Genomic DNA, 13,951 nt, shown 5'->3' with positions numbered 1-13,951 from the left:
GGTCGAACCCGCCCATGATCCCGATCCCGCGCACCACGACCTCGACGCCGGGCGGCACGATCACCTGCACCCCGCCCATGATCGCGACACAGTTGATCACGACCTCGCCGGCGGCGAAGTTCGCCTCCCGCAGATCGATCTCGCCGCCGCCCCAGAAGGCGAAGCAGTTGAAGCGCCGGGGCACGGTCCACCGCCCCCTGCGCTGGAACCCGGACATCACGGCGACAGCCCAGGTCGAGGAGCCCTCGCCGCCGACGATCCGGGACGCCCAACTCCCGTCCGGCTCGGGCCGCTTGCGCATGTCGACCTTGCCGGCGGTCACCGGCCCAGCCGGCAGGTCCCGGGTGATCGGGGCGAGTTCGCCGTACGTCCGCGCCTTGTACGTGGCGTCCAGCCGCTCCTCGAACTCCTCCATGTCGAGCCGCCCCTCCGCGAGGGCGTCCCGCAGGACCTCGGCGACTCGCTCACGATCGGCGTCGGCAGCACGCAGCTCCGGGAGATCCTCCGTCATACGAGCAGCCTACGAGGTACCTCGCTCCACGGCTACGACACCGCTTTCTCCGCTTCTCCCGCGTACATCTTGGCGATCACCGCCTCGATGTCCGGCTCCCGCACCGACAGGTCCACCAGCGGATACTCCGCCGCGATCCGCGCGACCAGGGCCGCCGCCGACTCGGCCGCCGGGAACGCCAGCCACTGCCGGGGCCCCTCCACCTTCACCACGCGCGCGGGCGCCGCCTCGATCGGCTCCAGCTCCCGCTCCAGGTCCACCACCAGCGTGCGCTCGCTCTCGCCCACCTCGTGCAGGCCGGCGAGGGGACCGTCGTACATCAGGCGGCCGTGGTCGATGACCATCACGCGGGAGCAGAGCTGCTCGATGTCCTGGAGGTCGTGCGTGGTCAGCAGGACCGTGGTGCCGCGCTCGGCGTTCAACTCCCGCAGGAATCCCCGCACCTTGGCCTTGGAGATGACGTCGAGCCCGATGGTCGGCTCGTCCAGGTACAGCACCTCGGGGTCGTGCAGCAGGGCCGCCGCGATGTCGCCCCGCATGCGCTGGCCCAGGGACAACTGCCGCACCGGGACGTCCAACAGGGCTCCCAGTTCGAGGAGTTCGACGCAGCGGTCGAGGTTCTCGCGGTAACGGGCGTCCGGGATGCGGTACATGCGGTGCATCAGCTGATAGGAGTCGATCAGCGGGAGGTCCCACCACAGCGTGGTCCGCTGGCCGAAGACGACCCCGATGCGGTGGGCCAGGCGGGTGCGCTCGCGGGACGGGTCGATGCCGGCCACCCGCAGCCGGCCGCCGGACGGGGTCAGGATGCCCGTCAGCATCTTGATCGTCGTCGACTTGCCGGCGCCGTTCGGGCCGATGTACCCGACCATCTCGCCGCGCGCCACGGTGAAGGAGATCGAGTCGACCGCCCGCACCTGGCGCCGCTCCCGTTTCAGGAACCCGGTCTTCTTGCGCACGTCGAAGACCTTCTCGACGCGGTCCAGTTCGATGAAGGCGTCCACCGCCACGTCCACCTCTAACTCCCCGTACTCCGATACGACCCGAGCCCCGCGCGCCACGCGAGCCCGGCCAGCGCACCGCACCCCACCGCCACCAGCGGCGGCGCGAAGGCCGCCCACTGCGGCAGGTCCAGCGGGTACGGCCGCCCCAACACATAGGAGGCCGGCACCCAGTTGACGAAGGCGAGCGGCAGCATGAACGTCACCCCGCGCACCAGGTCCTTGCCGAACACCGTCGGCGGATACTGGAGCAGGGTCGTACCGCCGTACGTGAACGCGTTCTGCACCTCGGAGGCGTCCTGCGCGAAGATCTGGAAGGCCGCGCCCGCCACGAACACCGCGGAGAAGATCGCCGCGCCGCTGATCACCATCACCGGCACCAGCAGCACCTTCGCCGCACTCCAGTCGACGTCCACCGAGGCCAGCGCCCACACCAGCACCACCGTGCCCTGGGTGATCCGGCCCAGGCGGCGCACCGCGAAACGGTCCGCGCCGATCTGCGCGAGCACCGGCGCCGGCCGCACCAGCAGGATGTCGAACGAGCCGTCCCGGATCCGGGAGCCCAGCACGTCCATCGAGCCCAGCGCCAGGTCGGCGATGCCGAAGGCGGTCACCGAGAGGCCGTAGAGGAAGGCGATCTCGGGCAGGCGCCAGCCGCCCAGCGAGTCGACCTGCGAGAACATCAGCAGGATCCCGGCGAAGTCCAGGCCGGTCATCAGCAGGTTGCCGCACATCGTCACGACGAACGAGGTGCGGTAGGTCATGGCGGACCGCACCCACATCCCGGCGATCAGCCGGTAGGCCCGCACCCCCTCGGCCAGGCGGGACGTCTCAGCCACCCTGCACCACCACCCGCCGGGTCGCCGCCGACTGGAGCAGCCGCCCGGCCCCGAGCAGCACCACCGCCCAGGTCGCCTGGAAGGCGTACGCGCCGAGCGGGTCGGCCTCCCCCATCAGCACGTCCGCCGGAACCTGCAGCTGCGCCGACCACGGCAGCGCCCGCACGAGGTCGCCCAGCGCGCCGGGGAAGGCGTTGAGCGGGAACACGATGCCCGAGCAGAAGACGCCCGTGATCATCACGGCCTGCATGACGCCCATGCCGTCCATCAGCCAGAACACGCTCAGCGCCGCGAGATAGCGGATCCCGAAGCTGACCACCATCGCCAGCAGCAGCGCCACGAACAGGGCCGCCCAGGACATGACGTCGGTGGGCAGCGCCATCGGGAAGAACAACGCCCCGAAGACGAAGGGGATCACTCCGCGTCCCAGCAACTGGAACAACGAGCGGCCCAAGTCGCTCGCCAGCCACCACAGTTGCAGGTCGGCGGGACGGTACAGGTCGACGGCGATCTCGCCCGTGCGGATCCGCTCGATCACGTCCTTCTCGGCGCCGCCGCCCTGGATGGCCAGCGTCGAGTACAGGCACTGCCCCAGCCAGACGTAGGTGACCGCCTGCGCCTGGTCATAGCCCCCCAGATGGGGCTTCTCGTCCCACAGCGCGAGGTACGTGTAGACGAGGATCACACCGAATACGGTGTTGGTGAACACCCCCGCGAACGTGGCCGCGCGATATGTCGCGTATCGTCTGAATCCCCCTGCCGCGACGGCCGCGTACAACCGCCAGGAACCCACCTTCACAGCCCTCCTCGGCCCGCCGGGCACCGAAGCGCAGGAGCCTAGTGCGCAGGTGACGGGGCGGGCCACCCATTTTCCGGGCGAGACGCGCGCCATATCCGGGAACGGAACGCAGGGTGCGAGAGTCTTCAACAGGGGACGCAGAAGGCGTACGAGGTCGTACGGGAACGTACGACGCGAAACAGGAGTCCGTGCACGAGATGAGCGACCAGCCGCAGCAGCCGACGCCCGAGGGCTGGGCACCGACCGACCCACAGGCGGCTGAAGAGCCCGACGGGAAGAAGAAGGCCAAGCGGCCCAGGCGCACCGGCTGGCGACGGCTGATCCCGACCTGGCGCATGGTGCTCGGCACCCTCGTCCTCGGACTGGTCACCCTGGCGGGCCTGTTCTTCCTCGGCTACTCGATGGTCAAGATCCCGCCGGCCAACGCGCTCGCCACCAAGCAGACCAACGTCTACCTTTACGCCGACGGCAGCCAACTGGCCCGCGACGGCGAGGTCAACCGCGAGAACGTCTCCCTCTCGCAGGTCTCCAAGGACGCCCAGCACGCCGTACTCGCCGCCGAGGACCGCGACTTCTACACCGAGTCCGCGATCGACCCGAAGGCCATGCTCCGCGCCGGCTGGAACACCGCCACCGGCAAGGGCAAGCAGTCCGGCTCGACGATCACCCAGCAGTACGTGAAGAACTACTACCTGGCCCAGGAGCAGACCGTCACCCGCAAGGTGAAGGAGTTCTTCATCTCGATCAAGCTGGACCGCACCCAGTCCAAGGACCGGATCCTGGAGGGCTACCTCAACACCAGCTACTTCGGCCGCAACGCCTACGGCATCCAGGCCGCCGCCCAGGCCTACTACGGCATGGACGCCGTCGACCTCGACCCGGCCCACGCCGCCTACCTCGCCGCGCTGGTCAACGCGCCGAGCGAGTACGACGTCGTCGCCCACCCCGGGAACAAGCCCGCCGCCGAGGCCCGCTGGAACTACGTCCTGGACGGCATGGTCAAGAAGGGCTGGCTGACCCAGTCGGCGCGCACCGGCCTGAAATTCCCGATGCCGAGGGAACAGACCATCTCCACCGGCCTGTCCGGGCAGCGCGGCTACATCAAGGACGCGGTCGAGGACTACATCATCGCCAACAAGATCCTCACCAAGGACCAGTTGGAGGCCGGCGGCTACCGCATCACCACCACCCTCGACAAGAACAAGCAGAACGCCTTCGTGAAGGCCGTCGACGACCAGGTGATGAAGAAGCTCGACAAGAAGAACAACAAGGTCGACAACTACGTCCGCGCGGGCGGCGCCTCCGTCGACCCGAAGACCGGCAGGGTCGTCGCGATGTACGGCGGCATCGACTACGTCAAGCAGTACACGAACGGCGCGACCCGCGGCGACTTCCAGGTCGGCTCCATCTTCAAGCCCATCGTGTTCGCCGCCGCCGTCCAGAACGACTCCGAGACCCAGGACGGCCGGCTCATCACCCCCAACACCTACTACGACGGCACCAACAAGCGTCCGGTCGTGGGGTGGAGCGGCGGGGCCTACGCCCCCGAGAACGAGGACCAGAGCTCCTACGGCGAGATCACCGTCCGCGCGGCCACCGACAAGTCCGTCAACTCGGTGTACGCGCAGATGGCCGTCGACGTCGGCTCCGACAAGGTCAAGCAGACCGCGATCGACCTGGGCATCCCTTCCGACACCCCGGACCTGACCGCCTCCCCGTCCATCGCGCTCGGCGTGAACACCGCGAGCGTCCTCGACATGGCGGAGGCCTACGCCACCCTCGCCAACCACGGCCGGCACGGCGCGTACACGATGATCGACAAGATCACCAAGGACGGTGAGTCGACCGTCGAGCTGCCCAAGCAGCGCACCAAGCAGGCCGTCAGCCGCGAGGCCGCCGACACCACCACCTCGGTCCTGCAGAGCGTCGTCGAGAACGGCACCGCCACCGCCGCCCAGGGCGCGGACCGCCCCGCCGCGGGCAAGACCGGCACCGCGGAGGACGACAAGGCGGCCTGGTTCGCCGGCTACACCCCCGAACTGGCCACCGTCGTCTCCGTCATGGGCCAGGACCCGGTGACCGCCCAGCACAAGCCGCTGTACGGCGCGATGGGCCTGGAGCGCGTCAACGGCGGCGGGCCGCCCGCCGAGATCTGGGCGCAGTACACCAAGGCCGCCCTCAAGGGGAAGCCGGTCGCCGACTTCGACCTGGAGCTCCAGGACGGCGCCGAGGTGCAGGCCCCGAGCAGCCAGGCCCCCACCGACCCGACCACCGGCGGCCAGGACGGCGGCGGCACCACGGGCGACACCAGCGGCGGCCAGGAGACCCCGGGCCAGACGGCGGGGCAGACCGCGGGCCAGTCCCAGGGGCAGACCCAGGGTCAGGACAACGGCGGCACCACCACCGGGGGCGACACGACCACGGGCGGGGCCACCGGCGGCACGACCACCGACGGGGGCACGACCGACGGCGGGACCACCGGGGACCCCTCCACCTCGGGCGGTACGACCGACGGCGGCACCTCGGGCGACACGACCGGAGGCACCACCGGGGACACACCGAGCGGCGGGGCGACGGGCGGCCAGAACCTGCTGACCACCAGCCGCCGGGAATGACCGCGCCTCAGTGACCCGAGGTCGCCTTCAGCCCGACCACGGCGACCAGCAGCAGACAGACGAAGAAGATCCGCGCGGCGGTGACCGGCTCGCCCAGCACCACCATGCCGAGCACCGCCGCCCCGGCCGCCCCGATCCCGACCCAGACGCCGTAGGCCGTCCCGATGGGAAGGGACCTGGCGGCGTACGACAGCAGGATCATGCTGGCGACGATCCCGGCACCGGTGAGAAGGCTGGGCACGAGCCGGGTGAACCCGTCCGTGTACTTCATGCCGATCGACCAGCCGACTTCGAGCAGACCGGCGACCACGAGCAGAACCCAGGCCATGACGGACACCTCCGGGACATACGACGGAACGGGGTGCGTCGTCTTTGCCTGTCCCGGTACGGCGCGTCTCGTCGGGCTCCTTCGAAGATAGCAAGAGAACGGCAAAAAGGGCCGGTGACGATGGTCACCGGCCCTTTACAGCCGTCATTCCGAAGGTTCCGGTTCTAGAGGTACAGGCCCGTCGAGTCCTCGGACCCCTCGAACCGGTCGGCCGCCACGGCGTGCAGGTCACGCTCCCGCATGAGGACGTACCCGGTCCCGCGGACCTCGACCTCGGCCCGGTCCTCGGGGTCGTACAGCACCCGGTCCCCCGGCTCCACGGTCCGTACGTTCTGTCCCACGGCGACGACCTCGGCCCAGGCCAGCCGGCGTCCGACGGCCGCGGTGGCGGGAATGAGGATGCCGCCACCCGACCGCCGCTCGCCCTCACCGTTCTCCTGCCGCACGAGCACGCGGTCGTGCAGCATCCGGATGGGCAGCTTGTCGTTCGGGGTGTCGTTTCTCTTGGCGCTCACGCCACTGAACCTACCTGTCCTCGACGCCCGTGTACGCGGCCGGGTCAGCCCTTGCGGCGCCGGGTTCCCAGGGCGAGCAGCCCCACGAGTCCCACGGCGACGAGGGCGACGGGCAGGACGCGCTCCAGCCGGGGCGCGCCCTCCTCGTCCACGAACTGGGCCTTCACGTCCGTGACCGCCTTGTTCACGGAGACGTACGCCCGCCCGAGCGTGTGGTCGATGTTGGAGACGACTTTGGCCTTGGCGTCGCCGACGATCGTCTTCGGGTGCACGCGCACCCCGATCTCGTCGAGCGTCTCCGCCAGCACCTCGCGGCGGCGCTTGATGTCCGCCTCGATCTGCGCCGGGGTCCTGGTGTCCGACGTGTCCGCCACGGTAGAGCCTCCGGGGTCGCTGCTAGTTGTCCTGGACAGTCTGTCAGTTCCGCCCGCCACCGCACTGTCAGGACCCCCGGTTACGCTGACCCAATGAGCGAGCGACTCCAGCCCGGGGACGTGGCCCCCGCCTTCACCCTGCCCGACGCCGACGGCAACGACGTGTCCCTCTCCGCCCACAAGGGCCGCAAGGTCATCGTCTACTTCTACCCGGCCGCCCTGACCCCCGGCTGCACGAAGCAGGCCTGCGACTTCACCGACAACCTGGAGGTGCTGGCCGGCGCGGGCTACGACGTCATCGGCATCTCCCCGGACAGCCCGGAGAAGCTGGCGAAGTTCCGCGAGAAGGAGTCCCTGAAGGTCACCCTCCTCGCCGACCCGGACAAGACCGTGACCGAGGCCTACGGGGCCTACGGCGAGAAGAAGAACTACGGCAAGACCTACATGGGCGTCATCCGCTCCACGGTCGTCGTCGACGAGGAGGGCAAGGTCGAACGGGCCCTGTACAACGTCCGCGCCACGGGTCACGTGGCGAAGATCATCAAGGACCTGGACATCTGAGCCTGCCTGTTCCTGCCGATCGGCTCGCCCCGGACCACCCGGGACGAGCCGCTTTACATTTCGGGCGTGACTGTCCGATAAGCGGTTCGCTACTCCGTACGAGGTCGCGAACACGCGGTCGGGAACGGAGGGGGTTCGGTGGGGGCGAGTGTGTACACCAGGGAGCGGCTGGAGGAGGCGGCTCGGGGGGCTCGGACGTTGTCGGAGGCGTGTCTGAGGTTGGGGGTGGATCCCAAGGGCTGGAAGCGACGGTACGTCCACGAGCGGATGAAAAAGCTCGGGGTGGATGTCTCGCACTTCGAACGGGAGGGTGCCAAGTGGACACGGGACATCCTTCAGCCGGTGGTCGCGGCGTCGACGAGCGTCAATGACGTCCTGCGTCGACTCGGGCTTGAGGTGGTCGGCGGCCACCACACCAACATCTCTCGGCGCATCAAGGCCTACGGCATCGACACCTCACACTTCACGCCAGTGGTGCGCACGGAAAGTCAGCGGTACAACCAGCGCCGCCGGACGGCCGAGGAGATCCTCGTCGAAGACACCTCGAAAGACGCACGCCGCGTACCGAGCACCCGCCTCAAGCGTGCGATGAGTGAAGTGGGCGTTGAGGAGTGCTGCGAAATGTGCGGGATCGAAGGGGTCTGGCTCGGCGAGCCGCTCCCCCTTGAGGTCGACCACATCGACGGCAACTGGCGGAACAACCGCGTCGAGAACCTGCGGCTGCTGTGTCCCAACTGCCACTCGACGACGGACAGTTACCGAGGGCGCGGCAAGGGCAGGGCTTCATGAGCAGCGGCGTGCAATACACCCGGGAGCGACTGACGGAAGCCGCCGCGCGGTGTTCCGACCTCGACGAGGTCATCGCTCTCTTCGGCACCCGGCCCTACGGCTATCTGCGCACGTATCTCGCCAGGCGATTCGCTCACTTCGACATCGACATTTCGCACTTTCGACCCTGTGGCAGATCCGCGCGGCCCACCCGCGACGAGCTACGCGTGGTGGTTGCCGACTCGACCTCCGTGTCAGAGGTGCTGCGTCGCCTCGGCCGCACGGACAACGGTGCGCAGCGACAGAAGCTGCGCAAGTGGATCGCCGACGATCACCTCACGACGGACCACTTCCTTGGGCAGGCACACCAGCGGGGCAGACCAGCGCCGAACTCCAAGCGCCCCGAGGACGTTCTGGTACGGCACGAGGGCACCCACCGGACGGCGACGAAGCGACTGCGCCGGGCGCTTGACGCGGTCGGGGTACCCGAGGAATGCGCCAGGTGCGGAGTCGGCCCCGTGTGGCTGGGCAAACCCATGACCTTGGAGGTCGACCACGTCAACGGCGATTGGCGCGACGACCGACGGGAGAACCTGCGGCTGCTGTGCCCCAACTGCCACGCGATCACCAGCACGTGGTGCAGGGGAGGTCGGCGAGTGACTCGCGGCTCCCAGTAGAGTAGGCACCGCTGCGGGCCCGTATCCCAGCTGGCAAGAGGATGCCGGTTTAGATCCGGTATGTCGTGGGTTCGAGTCCCACCGGGCCCACCTTATGAAGGGCGCCCCATCGCTAGGTGAGGCGCCCTTCAACGTCAGCCCAACAGCTCCCGAACCACCGGCACCAGCGCCCGGAACGCCTTCCCCCGGTGGCTGATCGCGTTCTTTTCCTGTGCTGACATCTCGGCGCACGTGCGGGTCTCGCCCTCCGGCTGGAGGATCGGGTCGTAGCCGAAGCCGTTGGTGCCCGCCGGGATGTGACGGAGGATGCCCTTCAGTTGGCCCTCGACCACCCTCTCCGTGCCGTCCGGCAGGGCGAGGGCCGCCGCGCAGGCGAAGTGGGCCCCGCGGTGCTCCTCGGCGATGTCGGAGAGTTGGGCCAGGAGCAGGTTCAGGTTCGCGGCGTCGTCTCCGTGCGTCCCCGACCAGCGGGCCGAGAAGATGCCCGGGGCGCCGTTCAGGACGTCCACGCAGAGGCCCGAGTCGTCGGCGACGGCGGGCAGGCCCGTGGCCTGGGCCAATGCGTGCGCCTTGAGCAGGGCGTTCTCCGCGAAGGTGACGCCCGTTTCCTTGACGTCGGGGATCTCGGGGTAGGCGTCCGCGCCGACGAGGTCGAAGGGTAGACCTGCGTCGGCGAGGATGTCGTGGAGTTCGGTGATTTTGCCGGCGTTGCGGGTGGCGAGGATCAGGCGCGTCATGCCCACCAGTATTACGGCGTGCAGACCTTGGTCAGTTCGCCGGCCGCGTCGGTGACGGGACTGAGGTCGGGGGTCTCGTCGCCGTTCTTCACCGCCGTGCGGACGTTGGTCACGGCCGTGTTCAGGTCGTCGACCGCCTTGTTGACGTCGGTGTTGTCGGTCTTGTCGCCGATCTCGTCGAGGTTCTGGTCGATGGAGGCGAGGGCCTCGTCGATCTGGGTGGGGTCGTTCGACGCGTTCTCCACGGCCTGCTGGAGGTCGGTGACGCTGTCGGCGACGGCCTCGGCGGTCTGGACGCAGTCCAGGGCCTTGCTGACGGCGTCGCAGCCGGTGGCGAGGCCGGTGGTGAGGACTGCGGCGGCCACCGCGGCGGCGATGGTGATATGGCGGCTACGGCGGCGTCGGCTGGCGGCCATGGATCTGTTCCCTCCCTGAGGCAGGCCTTGAGGAGGCCCCCGTTGACTGGCCGGGCGCCCGTTGTGCACAGCGGGCGCCCGTACCCCCGAAGACGCCGGGACGGCGGGTCGGGTTGCGCCTGCCGGCCGCCGTTCTTGGCGGTCCCTTTACCTTTCGAGGACCGTGTCGAGCGCCTTGCTCTGCAGGACGGCGAGTTCGGAGCAGCCGAGGACCGCGAGGTCGAGGAGGGAGTTGAGCTCGTCGCGGGCGAAGGGCTCGGCCTCGGCGGTGCCCTGGACCTCGACGAAGCGGCCGTCGCCGGTGCAGACGACGTTCATGTCGGTGTCGGCCTTGACGTCCTCCTCGTAGCGGAGGTCGAGGAGGGGGACTCCGCCGACGATGCCCACGGAGACGGCGCTCACGGTTCCGGTCAGCGGCCTGCGGCCGGCCTTGACGAGCTTCTTGCCCTGGGCCCAGGTGATGGCGTCGGCGAGGGCGACGTAGGCGCCGGTGATGGCGGCCGTGCGGGTGCCGCCGTCGGCCTGCAGGACGTCGCAGTCGAGGACGATGGTGTTCTCGCCGAGCGCCTTGTAGTCGATCACCGCGCGCAGGGAGCGGCCGATGAGGCGGCTGATCTCGTGCGTGCGGCCGCCGATCTTGCCGCGGACGGACTCGCGGTCGCCGCGGGTGTTGGTGGCGCGGGGCAGCATGGAGTACTCGGCGGTGACCCAGCCCTCGCCGCTGCCCTTGCGCCAGCGAGGGACGCCTTCGGTGACGGAGGCGGTGCAGAAGACCTTCGTGTCGCCGAAGGAGACGAGGACGGAGCCCTCGGCGTGCTTGCTCCAGCCGCGTTCGATGGTGACCGGGCGGAGTTGTTCGGGGGTGCGGCCGTCGATTCGAGACATGGCGACGAGCCTATCGGCCTCCCGGGTGAGCGTTCGGTGCGCTCAGCTCACATCATGTCCTCGATCTCGGCGGCGATCGGGTCGGCGTCGGTGCCGATGACGACCTGGATCGCGGTGCCCATCTTGACGACGCCGTGGGCGCCGGCGGCCTTGAGGGCGGCCTCGTCGACGAGGGCGGCGTCGTGGACCTCGGTGCGCAGGCGGGTGATGCAGCCCTCGATCTCGTCGATGTTGCCGATGCCGCCGAGTCCGGCGACGATCTTCTCTGCCTTGGTGGCCATGTCGTTCTCCTCCTGCACGGTCGAAAGGTGACGTCGCACTCAGCAATCGTCGGTGACTGGTCTACACCACCCGACAGGCGGTCGCCAACTGGCGAGTTCAGCCGGTCGGAATGATCGTTCGGGGGCCGCGTTTCGCCTCCGTGCGCTCCGTGATCTTCCGGTCCTGCGGTTGCGGAATTGACGGGTTCCTTATAACGCCCCCATCGTGTACAACAGGTCTACACCACTGAGTGGTGTAGACCACCACCCGATGGAGGAAGCGTCATGAGCACCGCCACCGAGACGGCGGCCCCCGCGAAGAAGCGGGGATCCGGTCTTTTCCAGGGCCTGCAGAAGGTCGGCCGCAGTTTGCAGCTCCCGATCGCCGTGTTGCCGGCGGCGGGGCTGATGGTCCGGCTCGGCCAGGACGACGTATTCGGCAAGGACGGCCTGGGCTGGGACAAGGTCGCCTCCGTCTTCGCCAACGCCGGCGGCGCCATCACCGGCGCCCTCCCGATGCTCTTCTGCATCGGTGTGGCGATCGGCTTCGCCAAGAAGGCCGACGGCTCGACCGCGCTCGCCGCGCTGGTGGGCTTCCTGGTGTACAGCAAGGTCCTGGAGTCGTTCCCGGTCACCGAGGCGAAGATCACCAAGGGAGCGGACATAGCCGCGACCTACAACAACCCCGGCGTCCTCGGCGGCATCATCATGGGTCTGCTCTCGGCGGTCCTGTGGCAGCGCTACCACCGCAAGAAGCTGGTCGACTGGCTCGGCTTCTTCAACGGCCGCCGCCTGGTACCGATCATCATGGCCTTCGTCGGTGTCGCGGTCGGCGTGTTCTTCGGACTGGTCTGGGAGCCGATCGGTGACGCCATCACCAACTTCGGCGAGTGGATGACCGGCCTGGGATCCTTCGGTGCCGCTCTCTTCGGCGCGATCAACCGCGGGCTCATCCCGATCGGCATGCACCAGTTCGTGAACACGGTGGCGTGGTTCCAGCTCGGTGAGTTCAAGGACGCCGCAGGCCATGTCTGGGTGGGCGACTACAACCGCTTCCTGCACGGCGACCCGACCGCCGGAATGTTCATGTCCGGCTTCTTCCCGATCATGATGTTCGGTCTGCCCGCCGCCGCCATGGCCATCGCGCACACCGCTCGGCCCGAGCGCCGCAAGGCCGTGACCGGCATGATGGTCTCGCTCGCCCTGACGTCCTTCGTGACCGGTGTGACCGAGCCGATCGAGTTCTCGTTCATGTTCATCGCCCCGATCCTCTACGTGATCCACGCGGTGCTGACCGCCGTGTCCATGGCCGTCACCTGGGGGCTGGGCGTGCACGCGGGCTTCAACTTCTCCGCGGGCTTCATCGACTACGCGCTGAACTGGAACCTGGCCACCAAGCCCTGGATGATCATCCCCATCGGCCTGGTGTTCGCCGCGATCTACTACTCGGTCTTCCGCTTCGCCATCATCAAATGGAACCTCCCCACCCCCGGCCGCGAGCCCGAGGAGGAGGTCGAGGATCTCACCAAGGCGTGAGAGCCGGTCGAGACGTGGCGAGGCCCCCGGAGTCCTGAACCTCTCCGGGGGCCTCGTCATGTCGGAGGGGCTAGATCTCGTACGACTCCCTCGGCGTCGCCAGGGACACCGGGCCGTCGAAGACCGCGCGCGCGTCGGCGAGGTTGACCTGGGGGTCGGTCCACGGGGGGATGTGGGTGAGGACCAGGCGGCGGGCGCCTGCCCGGGTCGCGGTCTCACCCGCCTCGCGGCCGTTGAGGTGCAGGTCGGGGATGTCCTCCTTGCCGTGCGTGAAGGCGGCCTCGCACAGGAACAGGTCGGTGTCGCGGGCGAGTTCGGTCAGGGCGGGGCTCAGCCCCGTGTCGCCGGAGTAGGTCAGCGACCGGCCGCCGTGCTCGATCCGGATGCCGTACGCCTCGACCGGGTGCGCCACGCGTTCCGTGTGGACGGTGAACGGGCCGATGTCGAAGGTGGACGGCTTGACCGTGTGGAAGTCGAAGACCTCGCTCATGGAGGAGGCGGTGGGGGTGTCGGCGTAGGCCGTGGTCAGACGGTGTTCGGTGCCCTCGGGGCCGTAGACCGGGATGGGGTCGCAGCGGCCGCCGTCGTGGCGGTAGTAGCGCGCGACGAAGTACGCGCACATGTCGATGCAGTGGTCGGCGTGCAGATGGCTGAGGAAGATCGCGTCGAGGTCGTAGAGACCGCAGTGGCGCTGCAGCTCGCCCAGGGCACCGTTGCCCATGTCGAGAAGCAGCCGGTAGCCGTCGGCCTCGACGAGGTAGCTCGAGCAGGCCGATTCCGCGGACGGGAACGACCCCGAGCAGCCGACGACGGTGAGCTTCATGAAACAGAAACCTCCGCTGGCGGGAACTTTTCTGGGAAAGAGACGGGGGTCGTGCGGTCCGTCGAGCGTAAGGCGCAAAACCTCCGGTCGCTCCTCCGCCAAGGGCTGTTGTGGGCGAACTCACCTGTGGTGTCACCGGTTCGGCTGGACCAGGGGCGCGCCAGGAGTGTGACCGCGCTAACGGCTTGAACAGAGGGCGCGCGGGGCAGATCGCGCGCCGGTAACGTCCTCCCCATGGACAGGTCCTGGTGGCTCGCGCTCGCGGCGGTGGTGTTGCTCGCACTGATCGCCACGCTGGTGGACGGG

The 13,951-nt window shown here is 68.8% G+C and carries 17 protein-coding genes, 1 tRNA gene and 1 riboswitch; of the genes, 6 read left to right on the top strand and 12 right to left on the bottom strand.

The window, feature by feature from the left end:
- The 4 genes from EHS43_RS21745 to EHS43_RS21730 form a co-directional block, all read right to left on the bottom strand.
- Positions 1–511 (bottom strand): DUF1707 domain-containing protein (locus EHS43_RS21745; protein WP_148104072.1); only part of this gene is annotated, 511 nt, incomplete at its 3' end.
- A 32-nt stretch (positions 512–543) separates the two neighbouring features.
- Positions 544–1,527, bottom strand: a complete 984-nt coding sequence (locus EHS43_RS21740) for an ATP-binding cassette domain-containing protein (protein ID WP_185806353.1) — start codon at positions 1,525–1,527, stop codon at positions 544–546.
- A 2-nt stretch (positions 1,528–1,529) separates the two neighbouring features.
- Positions 1,530–2,351 (bottom strand): ABC transporter permease, encoded by an 822-nt coding sequence (locus EHS43_RS21735; RefSeq protein ID WP_125192438.1) that lies wholly within the window; start codon positions 2,349–2,351, stop codon positions 1,530–1,532.
- Positions 2,344–3,144 carry an ABC-2 family transporter protein gene (locus EHS43_RS21730; RefSeq protein ID WP_125192440.1) on the bottom strand — a complete coding sequence of 267 codons (801 nt, stop codon included), beginning with the start codon at positions 3,142–3,144 and terminating at the stop codon, positions 2,344–2,346. The genes EHS43_RS21735 and EHS43_RS21730 overlap by 8 nt, the downstream gene beginning before the upstream one ends.
- A 203-nt stretch (positions 3,145–3,347) precedes the next feature.
- Between EHS43_RS21730 and EHS43_RS21725 the strand changes: the two genes are divergently transcribed.
- The gene (locus EHS43_RS21725) at positions 3,348–5,765 is read left to right on the top strand and encodes a transglycosylase domain-containing protein (protein WP_125192437.1); all 2,418 of its coding nucleotides are present in this window, start codon (positions 3,348–3,350) and stop codon (positions 5,763–5,765) included.
- A gap of 7 nt (positions 5,766–5,772) precedes the next feature.
- Here the strand turns inward: EHS43_RS21725 and EHS43_RS21720 are convergent, their stop codons facing one another.
- The 3 genes from EHS43_RS21720 to EHS43_RS21710 form a co-directional block, all read right to left on the bottom strand.
- Positions 5,773–6,093 carry a multidrug efflux SMR transporter gene (locus tag EHS43_RS21720; RefSeq protein ID WP_125192436.1) on the bottom strand — a complete coding sequence of 107 codons (321 nt, stop codon included), beginning with the start codon at positions 6,091–6,093 and terminating at the stop codon, positions 5,773–5,775.
- A gap of 32 nt (positions 6,094–6,125) precedes the next feature.
- A riboswitch (guanidine-III (ykkC-III) riboswitch) is annotated at positions 6,126–6,195 on the bottom strand.
- Between the two features lie 62 nt (positions 6,196–6,257).
- Positions 6,258–6,608, bottom strand: a complete 351-nt coding sequence (locus tag EHS43_RS21715) for a co-chaperone GroES (RefSeq protein WP_037710614.1) — start codon at positions 6,606–6,608, stop codon at positions 6,258–6,260.
- Positions 6,609–6,652: 44 nt separating this feature from the next.
- On the bottom strand, positions 6,653–6,982 hold the full coding sequence (locus tag EHS43_RS21710) for a DUF3618 domain-containing protein (protein ID WP_125192435.1): 330 nt from the start codon (positions 6,980–6,982) through the stop codon (positions 6,653–6,655).
- Positions 6,983–7,075: 93 nt separating this feature from the next.
- Here EHS43_RS21710 and bcp point away from each other — a divergent pair, with 93 nt between their 5' ends.
- The 4 genes from bcp to EHS43_RS21690 all read left to right on the top strand — a co-directional run bounded on the left by bcp (position 7,076) and on the right by EHS43_RS21690 (position 9,078).
- The gene (bcp, locus tag EHS43_RS21705; RefSeq protein WP_125192434.1) at positions 7,076–7,543 is read left to right on the top strand and encodes a thioredoxin-dependent thiol peroxidase; all 468 of its coding nucleotides are present in this window, start codon (positions 7,076–7,078) and stop codon (positions 7,541–7,543) included.
- A gap of 138 nt (positions 7,544–7,681) precedes the next feature.
- Positions 7,682–8,332: an HNH endonuclease signature motif containing protein gene (locus EHS43_RS21700; protein ID WP_125192433.1), complete on the top strand. Its 651-nt coding sequence runs from the start codon at positions 7,682–7,684 to the stop codon at positions 8,330–8,332.
- Positions 8,329–8,988 carry an HNH endonuclease gene (locus EHS43_RS21695; RefSeq protein ID WP_125192432.1) on the top strand — a complete coding sequence of 220 codons (660 nt, stop codon included), beginning with the start codon at positions 8,329–8,331 and terminating at the stop codon, positions 8,986–8,988. Before EHS43_RS21700 ends, EHS43_RS21695 begins: the two co-directional genes overlap by 4 nt.
- Positions 8,989–9,003: 15 nt before the next feature.
- Positions 9,004–9,078 (top strand) — tRNA-Leu (locus EHS43_RS21690).
- A gap of 44 nt (positions 9,079–9,122) precedes the next feature.
- Here the strand turns inward: EHS43_RS21690 and rdgB are convergent.
- The 4 genes from rdgB to EHS43_RS21670 all read right to left on the bottom strand — a co-directional run bounded on the left by rdgB (position 9,123) and on the right by EHS43_RS21670 (position 11,307).
- Positions 9,123–9,725 carry an RdgB/HAM1 family non-canonical purine NTP pyrophosphatase gene (gene rdgB, locus EHS43_RS21685; RefSeq protein WP_125192431.1) on the bottom strand — a complete coding sequence of 201 codons (603 nt, stop codon included), beginning with the start codon at positions 9,723–9,725 and terminating at the stop codon, positions 9,123–9,125.
- A gap of 11 nt (positions 9,726–9,736) precedes the next feature.
- Positions 9,737–10,141 carry a hypothetical protein gene (locus tag EHS43_RS21680; protein WP_125192430.1) on the bottom strand — a complete coding sequence of 135 codons (405 nt, stop codon included), beginning with the start codon at positions 10,139–10,141 and terminating at the stop codon, positions 9,737–9,739.
- 147 nt (positions 10,142–10,288) lie between these two features.
- Positions 10,289–11,026: a ribonuclease PH gene (gene rph, locus EHS43_RS21675; protein WP_125192429.1), complete on the bottom strand. Its 738-nt coding sequence runs from the start codon at positions 11,024–11,026 to the stop codon at positions 10,289–10,291.
- A gap of 47 nt (positions 11,027–11,073) precedes the next feature.
- On the bottom strand, positions 11,074–11,307 hold the full coding sequence (locus EHS43_RS21670) for a glucose PTS transporter subunit EIIB (protein ID WP_007382349.1): 234 nt from the start codon (positions 11,305–11,307) through the stop codon (positions 11,074–11,076).
- 264 nt (positions 11,308–11,571) lie between these two features.
- Between EHS43_RS21670 and EHS43_RS21665 the strand changes: the two genes are divergently transcribed.
- Positions 11,572–12,822 carry a PTS transporter subunit EIIC gene (locus EHS43_RS21665; RefSeq protein ID WP_125192428.1) on the top strand — a complete coding sequence of 417 codons (1,251 nt, stop codon included), beginning with the start codon at positions 11,572–11,574 and terminating at the stop codon, positions 12,820–12,822.
- A gap of 70 nt (positions 12,823–12,892) precedes the next feature.
- On the opposite strand, the gene EHS43_RS21660 is transcribed toward EHS43_RS21665, so the two are convergent.
- Complete coding sequence (locus tag EHS43_RS21660) at positions 12,893–13,645, bottom strand: MBL fold metallo-hydrolase (RefSeq protein WP_125192427.1); 753 nt, start codon at positions 13,643–13,645, stop codon at positions 12,893–12,895.
- Positions 13,646–13,951: the final 306 nt, after the last annotated feature.

It is taken from the genome of Streptomyces sp. RP5T (assembly GCF_003933965.1).
Taxonomy (GTDB): domain Bacteria; phylum Actinomycetota; class Actinomycetes; order Streptomycetales; family Streptomycetaceae; genus Streptomyces.
Note: the sequence above shows the minus strand (reverse complement) of the source record. Positions and strands in the feature narration are given on the sequence as shown.

Coding starts and splice junctions, on each gene's coding strand:
- EHS43_RS21720 (WP_125192436.1), bottom strand. CDS start 6,093: ATGGCCTGGGTTCTGCTCGTGGTCGCCGGTCTGCTCGAAGTCGGCTGG.
- rph (WP_125192429.1), bottom strand. CDS start 11,026: ATGTCTCGAATCGACGGCCGCACCCCCGAACAACTCCGCCCGGTCACC.
- EHS43_RS21725 (WP_125192437.1), top strand. CDS start 3,348: ATGAGCGACCAGCCGCAGCAGCCGACGCCCGAGGGCTGGGCACCGACC.
- EHS43_RS21660 (WP_125192427.1), bottom strand. CDS start 13,645: ATGAAGCTCACCGTCGTCGGCTGCTCGGGGTCGTTCCCGTCCGCGGAA.
- rdgB (WP_125192431.1), bottom strand. CDS start 9,725: ATGACGCGCCTGATCCTCGCCACCCGCAACGCCGGCAAAATCACCGAA.
- EHS43_RS21695 (WP_125192432.1), top strand. CDS start 8,329: ATGAGCAGCGGCGTGCAATACACCCGGGAGCGACTGACGGAAGCCGCC.
- bcp (WP_125192434.1), top strand. CDS start 7,076: ATGAGCGAGCGACTCCAGCCCGGGGACGTGGCCCCCGCCTTCACCCTG.
- EHS43_RS21670 (WP_007382349.1), bottom strand. CDS start 11,307: ATGGCCACCAAGGCAGAGAAGATCGTCGCCGGACTCGGCGGCATCGGC.
- EHS43_RS21665 (WP_125192428.1), top strand. CDS start 11,572: ATGAGCACCGCCACCGAGACGGCGGCCCCCGCGAAGAAGCGGGGATCC.
- EHS43_RS21680 (WP_125192430.1), bottom strand. CDS start 10,141: ATGGCCGCCAGCCGACGCCGCCGTAGCCGCCATATCACCATCGCCGCC.